The sequence below is a fragment of the Enterococcus sp. UD-01 genome, from assembly GCF_044909655.1.
Taxonomy (GTDB): domain Bacteria; phylum Bacillota; class Bacilli; order Lactobacillales; family Enterococcaceae; genus Enterococcus_L.
Genome location: NZ_JBIYEU010000018.1, coordinates 21,217 through 37,546 on the forward strand (window position 1 = coordinate 21,217; position 16,330 = coordinate 37,546).

General features: G+C 39.3%; 14 protein-coding genes, 2 tRNA genes and 2 other annotated features. Of the genes, 14 read left to right on the plus strand and 2 right to left on the minus strand.

The window, feature by feature from the left end:
• Positions 1-93 precede the first annotated feature (93 nt).
• The 7 genes from ABH902_RS13220 (at position 94) to ABH902_RS13250 (ending at position 6,470) form a co-directional block, all read left to right on the plus strand.
• Entirely contained in the window at positions 94-870 is a 777-nt protein-coding gene (locus tag ABH902_RS13220; RefSeq protein ID WP_404591459.1) for a DeoR/GlpR family DNA-binding transcription regulator, read from the plus strand.
• Entirely contained in the window at positions 863-1,306 is a 444-nt protein-coding gene (locus tag ABH902_RS13225) for a PTS sugar transporter subunit IIA (protein ID WP_404591460.1), read from the plus strand. Before ABH902_RS13220 ends, ABH902_RS13225 begins: the two co-directional genes overlap by 8 nt.
• Before the next feature lie 22 nt (positions 1,307-1,328).
• The gene (gatB, locus tag ABH902_RS13230) at positions 1,329-1,607 is read left to right on the plus strand and encodes a PTS galactitol transporter subunit IIB (protein ID WP_404591461.1); all 279 of its coding nucleotides are present in this window, start codon (positions 1,329-1,331) and stop codon (positions 1,605-1,607) included.
• Positions 1,608-1,622: 15 nt separating this feature from the next.
• The gene (locus tag ABH902_RS13235; protein WP_404591462.1) at positions 1,623-2,969 is read left to right on the plus strand and encodes a PTS galactitol transporter subunit IIC; all 1,347 of its coding nucleotides are present in this window, start codon (positions 1,623-1,625) and stop codon (positions 2,967-2,969) included.
• Positions 2,970-2,983: 14 nt separating this feature from the next.
• Positions 2,984-4,027 (plus strand): galactitol-1-phosphate 5-dehydrogenase, encoded by a 1,044-nt coding sequence (locus tag ABH902_RS13240; RefSeq protein WP_404591463.1) that lies wholly within the window; start codon positions 2,984-2,986, stop codon positions 4,025-4,027.
• 5 nt (positions 4,028-4,032) lie between these two features.
• Positions 4,033-4,989, plus strand: coding sequence for a tagatose-bisphosphate aldolase (lacD, locus tag ABH902_RS13245; protein WP_404591532.1), 957 nt, complete (start codon positions 4,033-4,035; stop codon positions 4,987-4,989).
• Positions 4,990-5,420: 431 nt separating this feature from the next.
• The gene (locus ABH902_RS13250; protein WP_404591464.1) at positions 5,421-6,470 is read left to right on the plus strand and encodes a hypothetical protein; all 1,050 of its coding nucleotides are present in this window, start codon (positions 5,421-5,423) and stop codon (positions 6,468-6,470) included.
• 352 nt (positions 6,471-6,822) lie between these two features.
• Here ABH902_RS13250 and ABH902_RS13255 read toward each other — a convergent pair.
• Positions 6,823-6,894, minus strand: a tRNA-Arg gene (locus ABH902_RS13255).
• Between the two features lie 59 nt (positions 6,895-6,953).
• On the opposite strand from ABH902_RS13255, the gene rpoN reads away from it, so the two are divergent.
• The gene (gene rpoN / locus ABH902_RS13260) at positions 6,954-8,273 is read left to right on the plus strand and encodes an RNA polymerase factor sigma-54 (protein WP_404591466.1); all 1,320 of its coding nucleotides are present in this window, start codon (positions 6,954-6,956) and stop codon (positions 8,271-8,273) included.
• Between the two features lie 251 nt (positions 8,274-8,524).
• On the opposite strand, the gene ABH902_RS13265 is transcribed toward rpoN, so the two are convergent.
• Positions 8,525-8,597 (minus strand) — tRNA-Thr (locus ABH902_RS13265).
• 331 nt (positions 8,598-8,928) lie between these two features.
• Positions 8,929-9,167: a binding site (T-box leader), on the plus strand.
• Positions 9,168-9,242: 75 nt separating this feature from the next.
• Positions 9,243-9,493 (plus strand) — a binding site (T-box leader).
• Positions 9,494-9,557: 64 nt separating this feature from the next.
• Between ABH902_RS13265 and ABH902_RS13270 the strand changes: the two genes are divergently transcribed.
• From ABH902_RS13270 to ABH902_RS13295, 6 genes are all read left to right on the plus strand, one after another.
• Positions 9,558-10,400, plus strand: coding sequence for a MetQ/NlpA family ABC transporter substrate-binding protein (locus ABH902_RS13270; protein ID WP_404591468.1), 843 nt, complete (start codon positions 9,558-9,560; stop codon positions 10,398-10,400).
• Positions 10,401-10,402: 2 nt separating this feature from the next.
• Positions 10,403-11,473 carry a methionine ABC transporter ATP-binding protein gene (locus ABH902_RS13275; RefSeq protein WP_404591470.1) on the plus strand — a complete coding sequence of 357 codons (1,071 nt, stop codon included), beginning with the start codon at positions 10,403-10,405 and terminating at the stop codon, positions 11,471-11,473.
• A 13-nt stretch (positions 11,474-11,486) separates the two neighbouring features.
• On the plus strand, positions 11,487-12,167 hold the full coding sequence (locus ABH902_RS13280) for a methionine ABC transporter permease (protein ID WP_404591472.1): 681 nt from the start codon (positions 11,487-11,489) through the stop codon (positions 12,165-12,167).
• A 36-nt stretch (positions 12,168-12,203) separates the two neighbouring features.
• Entirely contained in the window at positions 12,204-13,037 is an 834-nt protein-coding gene (locus tag ABH902_RS13285) for a MetQ/NlpA family ABC transporter substrate-binding protein (protein WP_404591474.1), read from the plus strand.
• Positions 13,038-13,052: 15 nt separating this feature from the next.
• Positions 13,053-14,249: an amidohydrolase gene (locus ABH902_RS13290; protein WP_404591476.1), complete on the plus strand. Its 1,197-nt coding sequence runs from the start codon at positions 13,053-13,055 to the stop codon at positions 14,247-14,249.
• Positions 14,250-14,731: 482 nt separating this feature from the next.
• Entirely contained in the window at positions 14,732-16,270 is a 1,539-nt protein-coding gene (locus tag ABH902_RS13295) for an ABC-F family ATP-binding cassette domain-containing protein (protein ID WP_404591478.1), read from the plus strand.
• Positions 16,271-16,330: the final 60 nt, after the last annotated feature.

The window sequence follows — 16,330 nt, forward strand, 5'->3', positions numbered from 1 at the left end:
ATATTTAAAAAGTTGCAAAATGCAAATTTTAGGGTTGCAAGTTGCAAGAAATGTGCTATGATTATGATAACGATTACAAAGGGTGGTGGAATAATGATAGATAACAGAAAAGAATATATATTAACTATCTTAAAAGAAAAAAAGTCCGTTCGTATTTTGGACTTAAGTAAGCAGTTAAAGGTTTCTAGAGAGACCATCCGCAAAGATATTATGGAAATGGAGGAAGAAGGGCTGCTGAAAAAGACATACGGCGGTGCGGTTTTGGACGAAGCCAATATCGAAACTGACTACGAACGAAGACGTGCGGAAAATAAAGAGCAGAAAGAAAGCATTGCAGAACGTGCCTATCAATTTATTGAACCAGGAGACACTATTTATCTAGATTACGGAACAAGTACGTATGCTTTGGCAAAAAAATTAGTTGATTTTGAAAACTTGACAATCGTTACCAACAGTATTCCCATAGTGAATTTGTTAATCCACTCTCCGGGAATTCAACTGATTATTTTAGGAGGAAATATTCGGAAAAATGAAGATTCATTATTTGGTACGTTCGGCTTGAACAATGCCAAGGAAATATTCGTTGACTTAGGCTTTTTCGGTTGTGCCGGTATCGATATTAAATCGGGCGTAACGAATTATCATATGGGTGAAATCGAAATTTCCAAGGTCATGCTTCATCAAAGTAAAACAGTGATTTTGTTGGCTGATGAAACCAAGTTCGGCAAGTCAGCTCTTTATAAAACCTCGAGTTTGGAAGATTTAGATATCGTTATTACGACTAACATTAAAGAAGCGGAAGTAGAAGAAGAATTCTCAAAATATGATTTTGAAGTTATTAAAACGCAAGGAAGTGAAAAGAATGGTTAAAAAGGAATTTTTATTTAACACTTCTTTTAATACAAAGGAAGAGCTGTTTCAAGGTGCAACTGAATTTTTAGTTCGTAAAGGCTATGTGTCAGAGGCGTTTGAAACGGCGTTAAACACCAGAGAAAAAGCTTTTCCAACCGGGTTACCAACTGTACCACCTGTTGCAATACCGCATACAGACGGTACGTTTGTAAAAAAAGATACAATTTTATGTATCGTTAATCAGCAAGAAATTGTTTTTAATGAGATGGGAGGTGACGAAGAGGACATTGTTCGGCCAAGAGTATTTTTTATGTTAGTGCTTAGTGAAGGTGAGACGCATCTGGCTCAATTGCAAAACCTCATTGAAAAAATTCAAGGGGGCGAATTGGTGGCGAAATCTTTAGGTGCTAAAAACTTAGAAGAATTTGAACGTGCTGTAAATCTGTATTTGTAAAAATAGTTGAGGAGGAATAATGATGAAAAAACGTATTATTGTTGCTTGTGGCGGTGCTATAGCAACTTCTACTGTAGCGGCTAACCGTATCAGAGAGCTGTTAAAAACCAATGGCATTGATGCAGAAGTAAAGCAAACTAGGATTACCGAATTAGATACAGAAAAGGATGGAGCAGATTTAATCGTTACAACGGCCAAAGTGAAAAAAGATTATGGTGTACCAATCCTTCACGGTGTAGCCTTTATTTCAGGGATTGGTATTGAAAAGCTGGAGCAACAAATTTTAGATGCCTTAAAATAGGAGGAGGGGTTTTTAATGGGAGTTATTCAATATATTGTTGATTTAGGTCCGACAGTCATGTTGCCGTTAATCATTTTTATTATCGGTGTTTTGTTAAAACAAGGTATTGGAAAATCGCTTCGTTCTGGTTTGACAGTTGGAATTGGTTTTGTCGGAATTAATTTGGTTATTAGTTTAATGACGGAAAATTTGGGTGATGCGGCTAAATCAATGGCTGATAATTACAATTTAGGCTTGAATGTTATTGACTTAGGCTGGCCGGGCACCGCGCCTATGGCATGGGCCTCAAACATGGGCTTGATTGCGATACCAATTGCAATCGGAGTGAATATTTTAATGTTGGCGACGAAACTGACAAAAGTGGTCAATGTTGATATTTGGAATATTTGGCACATTGCTTTTACAGGAGCCATGATTCAAGTAGCGACAGGAAGCTATGTTTGGGCAATCGTAGGGATTGTCATTCACGCAGCAATTATTTATAAGCTGGGAGATATTTTTACTCCCGTTACGGATGAATACTTTGGGTTAGAAGGAATTGCGATGCCTCACGGTACTTCGGCCTATATGGGGGGTATTGCAAAACCGATTGATGATTTGATAGAAAAAATTCCCGGCTTAAAGAAAGTAACCTTAACGCCGGATCGAATTGAAGAACGTTTAGGTGTTTTCGGTCAGCCGACTGTCGTTGGAGCTATCTTAGGGTTTGTCATTGGTTTATTAGCAAAATATTCTATTGGCCAAGCGGCAACTTTAGCGGTACAAATGGCTGGGGTAATGGTTTTAATGCCGATGGTCGTTAAGCTGATTATGGAAGGACTCATTCCTATTTCCGAAGCGGCTCGTACAATGTTGGATAAACATTTTTCAGGAAGTGATTTTCGGATTGGTTTAGATTGTGCGTTAATGCTGGGAGATCCAGCAGTGGTAGCTTCTTCTATGCTATTTGTTCCATTAACCATCTTAATTGCAGTAGTTTTGCCGGGTAATAATATTCTTCCGTTCGGTGATTTGGCAACTATCGGCTTTTTCGTAGCCATTGCCGTAGGAGTACACAAAGGCAATATTTTCCGCGTATTATTTTCAGGTACCGCTATTATGACGATGACATTATGGATTTCAAATCAAATGGCGCCGATTCAACAAGCGCTGGGTCAACAAGTCGGCTTGACAAAAGCAGGAGAACAAATTTCTTCTATGGACCAGGCAGGTTCTCCGATTACTTATCTATTGTCTAAGGGAATTACGTTGGAAATGGGGCTTGGCTTTTTTGTAATCCTCGTACTTTATGGTTTTTGTGTTGCTTACACGTATACAAAATATAAACAAGGAAAATTATATGTTGAATCAAAAGAAGCTTAGGAAGGTGAGAGCAAGTGAAAGCTTTAACGGTAACAGATGTAGCAGCGTTTGAATTGCAAGAGATTGCTAAACCATCACCTAAAAAAGGCGAAGTATTAATCAAGGTGGCATACGTAGGTGTTTGCGGGTCGGATTTGCCTCGTTATTTTGACGGTGGTGTTCATCAATTTCCTCAAGTGCTGGGTCATGAATTTTCAGGAATTGTTGTTGAAACGGGTGATGCAGTGGATTTAGCAAAAGGGACAAGAGTAGCGGTTGCTCCACTCGTTCCATGTAATGAATGTGAACAATGTCGAAGCGGTCATCCACAATTATGTTTGCATTATAGTTTTATTGGCTCAAGACAGCAAGGAGCAATGGCGGAATATGTGATTGCGCCGGCTGAAAATTGTTTGGTGGTACCAAAAACGTTAGATTTAAAAATTGCAGCGACAATTGAGCCTTTGACTGTAGCTATTCATGGTGTTGAACGCATCCGTACAAAAGCCGGAGATAAAGCAGTTGTTTTGGGAGCGGGAACAATCGGTTTAATGACAGTGCTTGCGTTGCGTGCTAGAGGCGTAGGTGAAATTATCGTGGTTGACTTAAATGAGCAAAAATTAAAGTTGGCTCAAAAAATTGGTGCAGATTTGGTGGTCAATCCTTTGAAAACTAATTTAGATACGTATTTCGAAGAACATGGGCTGGGAACCATTGTTTTTGAAACAGCAGGCAATCACATAACACAGGTACAAGCGGTAAAATACGCGGCGCGCAAAGCAAAAGTAGTCTTTGTCGGTACTTCTACTCATCCTGTACAATTTGAAGCAGAGGAGTTTGAGTTGATTTTACGTCGGGAATTAGAATTGACCGGTTCCTGGATGTCTTATTCTGCACCTTTTCCGGGATTTGAATGGCATGCAGCGTTAAATTATTTAGCAAAAGGTGAAATTGATACCCGACCATTAATTACTGGCATCTATTCTTTAGAAGATCAAGCTCTGCCCTTTGAAAAAATGCGTGAAAAGAATTCAAAAGAAGTGAAGGTATTATATGAAATTGGAGGGGAAGAACAGTGAGCGACATGCACAAAGCACGCTTAAAACGAATGTTGAATGAAGCTGGTATCATCGCAGCGTTAGCGATTGATCAGCGCGGCGCCATGGAAAAAATGATGGGGCAATTTAAAGAAAAAGCCACTGCGGAAGATATAATAGAATTTAAAACCTTAGTTTCAAAGGAATTAACACCCTACACATCTTCCATATTACTAGACCCCGAATACGGATTACCTGCGGCCAAACAGAACGATCCAGCCAGTGGCTTGTTACTAGCATACGAGAAAACGGGATATGATGCAACTGTTCCTGGAAGATTACCTGATATTTTAAATGAATGGTCTGTTCACCGCTTGAAAGCAGCCGGAGCAGATGCCTGTAAATTCTTACTTTATTATGATATTGACGAAGAAGAGGCAATTAATGAGCAAAAACATGCCTTTATTGAACGATTAGGCGCTGAATGTCTAGCAGAAGAAATGCCGTTCTTTTTAGAGTTGGTTTCTTACGATGCAGCGGGTTTAGCTGCCAACAGTGCAGAATATGCCAAACGCAAACCCCATAAAGTCAATGATATGATGAGAATTTTTTCTGATGAAAAGTACCATGTGGATGTTTTAAAAGTAGAAGTTCCCGTGAATATGAATTTTGTAGCCGGCTATGCTCAAGGTCAAGCGGTCTATTCTCAAGAAGAAGCGGCACAATACTTTGTCGAACAATCTCAAGCTACCGCGCTGCCTTTTATTTTCCTAAGTGCAGGGGTTTCAGCAGAGCTTTTCCGCGATACTCTGCGCTTCGCTAAAGAAGCCGGCTCGACTTTTAATGGTGTTCTTTGCGGCCGAGCAACCTGGGCTGAAGGTGTTGGCATCTACATTAAAGAAGGAAAAGATGCTGCGCTTAAATGGCTGCGCGCGCAAGGAAAAGAAAACGTCGCGCAACTAAATGATGTATTAGCTGAAACGGCAACGCCAATTAAACTATAAAAAATGTAAAACTGGGGAAGTAAATAACTGCGAGGTTGAGCCAAAAGTCGTTTAGGTTCGAGCAATTGGAGTAAAAGCCGACCAATAGGCTTTTTATATTGATCGTCTTTTATGAAATTGCCGAAGAACCTGACTTTTGACCACCGTTTATTCGTAAGTAGTGGGCGGGACAAGACTGTTTTTTTAGTTTTGTTTCGCCCACGTTTTGGTTTATGTAAAAATATTTTGAACGGCCAGCAGAGTTAACGCAAATGCAATAAGAACTCGTTATTTTTTCATTGATTCATGAATGAGCTGCTTCAGACAATTGCAGTTGCTTTTTTATTAAATAATAAAACGTAAGTCATAGAATCCTTTTAAATCAAAATATTTGTATAAAAAAATAACCGCTTCTATACTAAAAGTAACCAAAGATTAGGAGGATGAATGAAATGGAACAAAGAAAAACAGGTTTTAGAACCTATTTTACCGATGGCGAGGCAGGTGTTAATATTTCTTGGGGCTCTATTTTTGCAGGAGTAATTACGTTTTTAGCTATTTTTATGACACTTGGTCTTATAGGTTCTGCAATTGGCTTCGGAACACTTGAACCCACTTCAAATAATCCTTTAGAAGGCGTCGGAACTGGTTTGATTATTTGGACAATTGTTACAGTGGTGCTTTCACTTATGGCAGCTGGGTTTGTGGCTGGTGTGGCAGCTAGAAGAATTGGCTTGCTGCACGGCTTCTTAACTTGGGCTACCAGTATGTTAGTCGTAATGCTGTTGGTTAGTTATACAGCTATCAGCACTTTTTCAGCCGTAGGTTCACTTTTAGGCAATATCGCTTCCGGCGTGGGAAATGGTGTGGGTGCGGTTGCTTCGACAACTGGAGATGCTATTTCAAAAGGCTTTGATAAAGTTACAGATGAAATAGGGACAGTGAATACCCAAGAATTGCAGGGAAATGTAAACAAGTATTTAAAAGATACGGATGTACCAGAGCTGCAGCCAGATTATTTAAAAGATCAAATGAATGAGGCTACGGATAAAATTAAAGAAGCCGGTAAAGAAATTGCTAAAGATCCTGATAATGCAGATAAAGTTTTTGATGATACTGCAAACTCTTTACAGGATCAAGCCAAAAAAATTGGAGACTCTGTTGATAGGGATGCGATTGCAAACGCCGTTGCTAAAAATAGCGACTTGTCTCAAGAAGAAGCTCAACAAGCGACGGATAATATTTATAATGGCTTAAAAACAGCCACTGATGAAGCTCAAAAACAAATTGATACAGCTCGTACGAACTTGGAACAAGCGAAAGATGATTTAAAAGAAACTATTGACGATGCTAGAAAAGCGGCTGATGATGCAGCTGATGCGACTGCTAAGGCTTCTATCTGGGGCTTTGTTGCGATGATTATCGGTTTAATTATCACTTCATTAGCCGGCTTATGGGGAGCAAATTTAGTGAAAAATCCTGAGAGAGAAATCAAAATGTAACGGATATAAAAAAATAAAATAAGTAGTTTAAACAAGAAGTTGTTAGTGAGGGAAAACCTTCCTAACAGCTTCTTAATTTAATATAGAAATTGCTTTATTTATAGGATACAATAAAGACAGTATTAAACAGCAAATTAAAATAGCTTTTGTCAGGAGCGGATCTTCGCTTTCGTTGGCTGACTGATTGGTCGGTATCAAGCGTTTAAAAAGTTAAAGGATTATGCTGCAAATTTTTATTTTGATTTTTTAAATAATGAATTCCTTGTTTCAAAATGCATTGTTAAAACAAAAAAACACCTTTACGCCAAGTAAAAGTGTCTGCAAGTATTGATTTCAGTGATTTTATAAATAACGCGTCCTGAGGGAATCGAACCCCCGTCTCAAGAACCGGAATCTTACGTGATATCCACTACACTAAGGACGCAAGCACGAATACTAGTTTAGCTGATAATTCGAAAAAATACAAGAGGAAGAGTAAAAATAATGAAATTTGAACAACATTTATCTCAACAGCAAAAGCAAGTTCAAAAGTTAGCCATGACACAACAGCTGCAGCAGTCTATTCAAATTTTACAATATAACACAGAAGAGCTTTATTCTTATATAGAAACAAAATCACTGGAGAATCCTTTAATCGACATTCAAACGGAAAGCAGTAATGATTTTTCAACGGCAAGTTCAAGAACGTACACCGGCGAAGAAAATAATTATCTCAATCAAATTCCTGATAATCATACATCGTTGTTTGAATATTTAATTGATCAGATTCATTTAAATTATCGGGATACGTATCTTCGAACATTGGTTTTATTTTTAGTGGAATACATTGATTTAAACGGTTATTTGATGATTGATTTACAGGAGGCCGCTGCTAAAACAGGAGCCAAATCGATTGAAATGCTTGACGCCTTGACCTTAATTCAACAACTAGATCCGGCTGGTGTTGGTGCACGCGATTTGCGGGAATGTCTGCTTTTGCAGATTGAGCGAGATGATGCGGCGCCTGAATTAGCTTATATTGTCGTTGAAGAAGAATTCACGCATTTAGCCGAACGTAAATGGGCTCTGATAGCGAAAAAATTTAACGTGGAACTAGCAGAAATTCAAGTGATTTTTGATTACATTCAAACCTTGACGCCGGCTCCAGGCAGTATTTTTGAATCGACCGCTGGTTTATATATTCGTCCTGATTTAACTATCAAAGTAAAGAATAACCAGTTGATTGTCACGTCCAATAAAACTGGGACACCAAAAATACAGTTTCAGCAGGACTATTTTGAACGAATGGAAGCGACAGAGGATGCCGAAGTTCAAAAGTATATCCAAGAAAAGAAAAATGAATTTGAATGGCTGGAAAGAACGATTGCCCAAAGAGGAGATACGATTTTAAGAGTTGGCAGTGAAATTGTAAAAAGACAGCAGGACTTTTTTCTTAAAGAAGATCGTCCGTTAAAGCCAATGACCTTGAAGGAAATCGCTGATACCCTGAACATTCATGAATCCACAGTCAGCCGGGCAGTAAATGGTAAATATTTGGCTGCTGATTTTGGTGTTTTTGAGTTAAGAACCTTCTTTTCTCATGGACTAACTAATAATACTGGCGAAGAGACCTCTACGGACAGCGTAAAAAAAGCCTTGCAAGCCTTAATCGATAATGAAAACAAAGCCAAGCCGTTGTCTGATCAAAAAATTGTAGACCTACTACAGGAAAAAGAGATTACTATTTCGCGGCGCACGGTGACCAAATATCGTGAAGCTTTAGGCATTCCATCCTCTTCTAAACGCAAACGTTACGATCAATAACGTAAACTCGTCTGACAAATGGTTTGTTGGACGAGTTTATTTTAATAAGCAGGAAATCAACAGCAACAAATAGTGGGCGTGACAAAACTAAAAAACAGTTTTGTCACGCCCACTATTTACGAATAAACGGTGACCCAAAGTCAGGTTCTTCGGCAATTTTATAAAATCCGATCAATATAAAAAACATATTGGTCGGATTTTACTCCAATTGCTCGAATCTAAACGACTTTTGGCTCAACCTCCTTAACAGAAGCCACTTGACGGGCTTGAACCGTCGACCTCAACCTTACCATGGTTGCGCTCTACCAACTGAGCTAAAGCGGCATAGATCTATCGCACAAAATACAGATTACCGTAGAACTGAAAATTTGTCAACAACTTTTCGTGCAAAAATACGATTCAAAAATTAAAGCGGGTAAATGGACAGCAACGAAAATAAAATAACAAAAGCAAAGTAGGTACAGACACGATAAAGACAAACAATTAGAAAAAGACCACGCACGGCGCCAATGAGAGAATTATCTTGCATAGCTTTTCAAAAATAGCACCTCTTTACAAAAAAGAAAAATGAGAACAACTAAAAATTTAATGTAGAAAAAGTTAAAAAAACATTTGACAGACTTTTCTAAATCAAGTAAGATATGACTTAACAATAAAACATCCATTGAAGAGAAGAGTAGATTTGGCTGTGCTTTACAAGAGAGTCTCGGTAGGTGAAAAGAGATAAGTGCAAAAGGATTGAAGATGGCCTCTAAGGATAAGCTGTTGATAGGTAAGCAGCTTCGGGAAAGCACCCGTTATCATAGCCGCAAGTTAATTGACTTGAACTGAGAAGAAAGATTTGAAAAAATCATTTCTAAAACAAAGGTGGTACCGCGATTATTCGCCCTTTGCTAGTGAAACTAGTGAAGGGCTTTTTTTGTAGTTTTATAAGGAAGTAGTCTAGAAGTTGGAACAATAATAAAATAAATGAAAGCAATGAGATGGAGAGTACAGCAGGAACATCATCAGACAGAGAGCTTGGGCAGCTGAAAACAAGCGATGATTGAACGTTGGAAAATGGCCATTGAGCAGCACTTCGAGTGAAGCAATTCATAAGACAGTGACGAAAGCACCCGTTAACGTGCAAGAGTATAATCAATTTTTTTGACGTACTTAATAAGGACATCTATGTGAGTAGATGTTAAATAGAGGTGGTAACACGCGATCGCGTCCTCAAATGCAACCAGCATTTGAGGACGTTTTTTATTTTTTAAAACAGGGAAATGGAGGGAAGGAAGTTAGATGAAGAAAAAAGTGTTGAAGGGATTGTTGGTGTTAACAAGTATTTTCCTTATCACTGCATGCGGTAAGCAGGACAGCAGTGGGCAAGAGTCAACGAAGGAAGCGAAAGTAATTCGTGTAGGCACCTCGCCGGGTCCGTACAGTGAATTGTTTTTAGACGCAGTCAAGCCGATTTTAGAAAAAGAAGGTTATCAGATAAAAGAAACGGAATTTTCAGAGCTGCTGCAAGCAGATGTAGCTTTAACCGAAGGAGCCATTGACTTAAACGTCGATCAGCATACTGCATATCTCAATAACTTTAACGAAAATAAACAAGCGAAACTAATTGGACTTACCCCAGTGCCGACTGTACCAGCGGGGCTGTTTCCGGGAAGAAAGCAAAAGCTGACGGATGTGAAAACGGGGGATAAAATCGGCATTCCGGATGATGCGTCCAATACAGCAAGGGCGTTTAACTTATTACAAAAGGCCGGCTGGATTAAATTAAAGGCTGACATAGATCCGGTCAAAGCTTCGGCTGCGGATATCGTTGAAAATCCCAAAAAGTTAGAGCTGATTCAAATGAAATCGGCACAAATACCGCGAAGCTTGTCTGATTTAGACTTTGCAGTTATTCCGGGAAGTATCGTTTATAGCGCAGAGCTAAATCCAAAAGACAGCTTACTGTCGGAGGATGTCTTAAAAGAGTATGAGCTGATTGCGGTAGTGGACGAAAAAAATAAAAGCAGCGACTGGGCTGAAGCTGTTGTGAAGGCCTATCGCTCGCCTGCCTTTAAAGAATATATGAGTAAACATAATCAAGATAATTACTGGTTTATACCGAAAGAATTACAGGAGGAATAGAGATGATCGAATTAAAAAATATTGATGTCGTCTTTCAGCAAAAGAAAAAACAAATTGCCGCAGTAAAGGATGTAAGCATTAAGGTTGAAAAAGGGGATGTCTTCGGTATTGTCGGTTACTCAGGAGCCGGTAAGAGTACGCTGGTTCGAGTGATTAATTTACTGCAGCGACCGACGCGGGGCGAAGTGATTATTCAAGGGAAAAATTTGCTGCAGTTTTCAGCGAAAGAGCTGCGTAGTCAACGAAAAAATATCGGGATGATTTTCCAGCATTTTAATCTAATGAAGGAGCGGACGATTTTCAGTAATATTGATTTTTCATTAAAATACTCCGGGTTAAGTAAAGAGGAGCGACGAATAAAGATTGAAAGGTTGTTGGAATTAGTTGGCTTGTCAGATAAAAAAGAAGCTTATCCTAGTCAACTTTCCGGTGGTCAAAAGCAGCGGGTAGCTATCGCCAGAGCGTTGGCGAACGATCCGGAAATCTTATTATGTGATGAAGCAACAAGTGCCTTGGATCCCAAAACGACAATTCAAATTTTAGACCTGTTGAAAAAACTAAACAAAGAGCTTGGCTTAACAATTGTGTTAATCACCCATGAAATGCAGGTAGTCAAAGAAATTTGTAATAAGGTAGCAGTGATGGAAGACGGCCGGGTGATTGAACAAAATGATATTGTTTCTATATTTAGTCAGCCGAAAGAAGCCTTGACGAAGGACTTTATCCGTACGGCAACCCATATTGATCAAGCGTTGGAAACACTTGTGCAGCATCCGACCTTGACTCGCTTAGGTGGAAATGAAGTGTTGGTTGAATTTTCTTATGTAGGGGAGCAAACCAGCGAACCACTGATTGCTCAGCTTTACAGCAAATATCAGGTAGTGACAAACATTTTATATGGAAATGTTGAAATTTTACAGCAGGTGCCGATCGGAAATTTAATTGTGATTCTTGCAGGGGAAGAGTCACAGCGGACGAAAGCACTGGAGTTTTTACAAAAGCAAAAGGTTCAGGTCAAAATTTTAAAAACACATGAACAGCAGGAAAATGTTGTTCCATTACATGTCATTTAAAGGAGTGCAGCCAATGTCGAATTTTTTTGAAACCTATTTTCCGAATGTCATTCAGTTAAAGCAGGAATTTATTGATAGTACCATCGAAACCTTATATATGGTTTTTTGGACAGCAATTATAGCCGGTATTTTAGGCACATTGCTGGGAGTCATTTTAGTCGCCACCGGACCGAGCGGGATTTTGAAAAATAATGTCGTTTACAATGTTTTAGAAAAAATTATTAATGTCTGCCGTTCGATTCCGTTTATCATCATGCTGGCGTTAATTCAGCCGCTCACTCGTTTTTTAACAGGAACAACGATTGGAACAACGGCTGCGTTAGTGCCGCTGGTGATTGGCGTAATACCCTTTTTTGCAAGACAAATTGAAAATGCGCTGCTAGAAGTGGATCCGGGCGTGGTAGAAGCTGCTGAATCAATGGGTACTAGTTCATTAGGTATTATTTTTAGAGTGTATTTAGTGGAAGGACTACCGAGTATCATTCGTGTTTCCGCTGTTACGATTATTAATTTAATCGGATTAACTGCTATGGCTGGAGCAATTGGCGCCGGCGGGTTAGGCAACTTAGCTATTACGAGAGGCTATAATCGCTTTCAAACGGATGTTACGCTGGTAGCAACGTTAATCATTTTAGTGCTGGTTTTTGCCAGTCAGTTCATCAGTAATACCTTAATTAAAAAAACATCTCATTAATCAGTTGAAAAGAAAATGGAAAAGAGGAACGTATTTATGAAAAAAGTAGTGAAAGTTTTAGGTTTAGTCGCAGTGATTGGTTTTATTTTAGCAGGCTGTTCTACAGGAAATGCCAAAAAAGCAAAGGATGAGGTCGTCAAATTAGGAGTAGTCGGCGCCAACAATGAAGTCTTTGAATCAGTGAAGGAGCGCCTGAAAAAAGAAGGAATCGATCTGCAAATTATCGAATTTTCTGATTATACACAACCAAATGCAGCGTTGGCCGAAAAAGAAATCGATTTAAACTCCTTTCAGCATCAAATTTTCTTGGATAATTATAATCAAGAGCATAAAACAGATTTAGTCTCTATCGGAAATACCGTGAGTGCGCCGCTTGGTATTTATTCTTCAAAAATTAAAGATGTCAAGGAATTGAAAAAAGGGGCGGAAATTGCGATTCCAAATGATGCAACGAATGGCGGGCGCGCATTGCTATTACTACAAAGTGCAGGCTTAATTAAAGTCGATCCGGCTAAAAAACAAACGCCGACTGTCAATGATATTACAGAAAATAAGCAAGAGCTGAAAATCACTGAACTGGATGCTTCGCAAACTGCCAGAGCTTTGCAAGATATTGATGCTTCTGTGATTAATAGCGGAATGGCTGTAGATGCAGGCTTTGTACCGACTGAGGATGCTATTTTCTTGGAGCCGGTTGATGAAACATCGAGGCCTTATGTGAATATCATCGTGGCGCGTAAAGAAGACAAGGACAATAAAACCTACAACAAAGTCGTAGATACGTACCAACAGGAAGCAACGAAAAAAGTGATTGAAGAAACGTCAAAAGGATCAAGTATTCCAGCGTGGGAAACTTTCGGCCGTAAATAATAGGAGGAATGTCAAATGACTACAAATACAAAGGTATCAATCAAAGAAGAAATTCAGCAAAATGCCGCCGAGGTGATTGCGTTAAGACGTCATTTTCATCAATACCCGGAAGCTAGTTTAAAAGAATTCGAAACGATCAAAAAAATCAAGGAAGAATTAGACAAGCTTGAAATACCTTATGAGCCGGTTGGAGAAACAGGTGTACTTGCAACCATTGAAGGAGCAGGTACTGGAAAAACAATTATTTTAAGAGCGGATATTGATGCGCTAGAGCTTGAAGATGCTACGGGAAAAGAGTATCAATCTAAAAATCCGGGCTTAAATCATGCCTGTGGACATGACGGTCATGCGGCAGCTTTATTAGGCGCCGCCAAAATCCTGAAAAATCACACGGAGGATTTCAACGGAACCATTCAATTAGCATTTCAGCCAGCAGAAGAAATTGGTGCCGGCGCTTGTCAGTTTGTTGAGGGCGGTTTTGTTGATGAGGTAGACCAAGTTTTTGGTATTCACTTAGATTCGAGTATCCCGGTTGGCAAGCTGGTAGCGACAAAAGGAGCAACGAACGCTTCCTGTGATATTTTCAAGATTGAAGTAGCTGGGTTAAGCAGTCATGTCGCTCAGCCACATGTGGGACGAGATGCGGTATTAGCTGGTGCCAGCATCGTTGTAGAGCTACAAAAAATTGCTGCTAGAGAAGTTAGTCCGCTTGATCCGGTGGTTGTCGGAATCGGCGTGCTGGATGCAGGAACGAGATATAACATTGTGGCTAATCAAGCTAGAATTGAAGGAACGGTTCGAGCGTTTAGTCATGAAACGAGAGCGTTTGTCTTACAACGAGTGGAAGAAATTGCAAAGCAGGTTGCTGCAGCGCATCGGACGGAAATTGCTTCTTTTGAAATCCATGATGCAGCCGGACCCTTAATCAATGATGACACTGCCACCGATTTAGCGCAAAAAGTAGCAGCTGATATTGTTGGTCTTGAAAATGTAGTAACGGATAATCCAAAAAGTCTGGGTGCCGATGATTTTGCTGATTTCTTATTAAAAGCGCCGGGTGTTTATGGTCGGGTAGGAACACGCAATTTGGAAAATCTCGATACGCAATATGGTCATCATCATGAAAAATTTGATATCGATGAAGCAGGCTTAGCCCTAGCCACTGAGTTTCATGTACAATATGCATTAACTTATTTAGAGCAAAACAATTAAATGAATTTATTGGAACAAGCTGGAAAGACTGAAAAGCAAGTAGCCTAAACTAGCGAACTTGCTTTTCAGTAGAAATATGTTAAAATACCTTGTGTAAAGAAAGGTGATTAAGAATGTTTGTTCTTTCAGATAAATTTGTCCAACGAATCAGCTCCCAACAATTGAATGTGATGAAGCATTGTTGCGGAGCCTAATAAAAAAATCTTCATCATTTAATGAACAACCGATTTTTTTAGGCTACTATTGCTAGTCTTATTTCGTGTTGGCGTTAAGTGATGTTGGATTTTTCTTAATACAGACGACAGGACAACGTGTTTCATGCGTTGTCCTTTGTTGTGAGACAAGGGAGACGATAGTGTTGACTATCTGCTGCCTTGTTTTTTTACATTTTTTCGCATGAACGCGTTGCCTGCAGCTATTTTAAGGCTGAAAAACGCATACTTAAGACAATTTACAACTATTTATTGAAAAGAGGCAGAAACATGAGTTTATTAACGATTGAACATTTAACCCAGCGCTTTGGTGAAAAAATTCTTTATGAAGATGCAGCCCTTCGCGTAAACAAAGGCGATCATTTAGGTGTAACCGGACAAAACGGTGTAGGGAAGTCGACACTGATAAAAATTTTAACAGGAGAAATCTTGGCGGATGACGGAACGATTACTTGGCAAAATAATCTTAAAATTGGCTATTTGGATCAGTATGTAGAAATTGTCGGCAATTTTACGATTGCAGCATTCTTACATCAGGCCTATCAGAATTTGTATCAATTAGAGCAAAAAATCAGCGAGCTGTATGAAGAATATGGTCAAACAGGCGAAGCAAAGCTATTAGAACGTGCCGGCACTTTTCAAACACAGTTGGATGAAAGTGACTTTTATCAAATCGAACCGATCATTAATGAGTTAGCAAATGGGTTGGGGCTGACAGCACTAGGTCTAAATCGTCCGCTTAAGGAATTAAGTGGCGGACAACGCTCCAAGGTAATTTTGGCGAAGTTGCTTTTAGAAGAACCGGATGTTTTATTATTGGATGAACCAACAAATTATTTAGATGATACGCATATTCAATGGCTGATTCAGTACTTGAACAGCTTTAAAGGAACGTTTATTTTAGTTTCTCATGATTATCATTTTTTAAATGCCGTTACAAATTGCATCTGTGATATTGAGTTTGGCAAGTTTACGAAATATACAGGCAATGTTGAAAAGTCCTTTGCCCAAAAGGAATTGAACAAAGAGGCCTATTTAAAACAATATCATGCCCAGCAGGCTAAAATTGAAAAAACAGAGGCGTATATTCGTAAATACAAAGCCGGCAACCGGGCAACAATGGCCAAAAGCCGACAAAAACAGCTGGATCGAATGGAACGTTTAACGCCGCCTGGCAGTTTACTAAAGCCACAGCTGACTTTTCCTTACCAACCACTAGTGGCCAGCTTGGCTTTAATGACAGAACAGCTGGTCATAGGTTACGACCAGCCATTATTAGCACCACTGAATTTGTCGATTCATACCGGGGAAAAGGTGGCGATTAAGGGCTTTAATGGGATCGGGAAATCAACCTTAATCAAAACCTTAATAGAAAAAATTCCGGCAATCAGCGGTGAATTTCATTATCCGGCTAATACGAAAATCGCCTACTTTTCACAGGATTTAACATGGGAAAATGATTATTTGACGCCATTGAGCTATTTAAGTGATTGTTTTCCTAAGAAAACCGTGAAAGAGCTACGGACCTATTTAGCCAAATGCGGCTTGCCGGATAAATTAGTGAACCAGTCCATCCGTTTGTTGAGCGGCGGTGAGCAAACCAAAGTAAAATTATGTACCTTAACAATTCCTCAAAGCAACTTAATTTTCTTGGATGAGCCGACGAATCATATTGATGCAGCTGCCAAAGAAAGTCTGCGCCAAGCGATTCAAGCTTATCCGGGAACGATTGTCATTGTTTCTCATGAGGAAGAATTTTATATGGATATTGTGGATCGGATTATTAATATTGAAGAGCTGATGCCTTAAGTATTATCTAACGGAAACGAAATAAACACTCACGAGGACAATTGTCTGCACGAGTGTTTA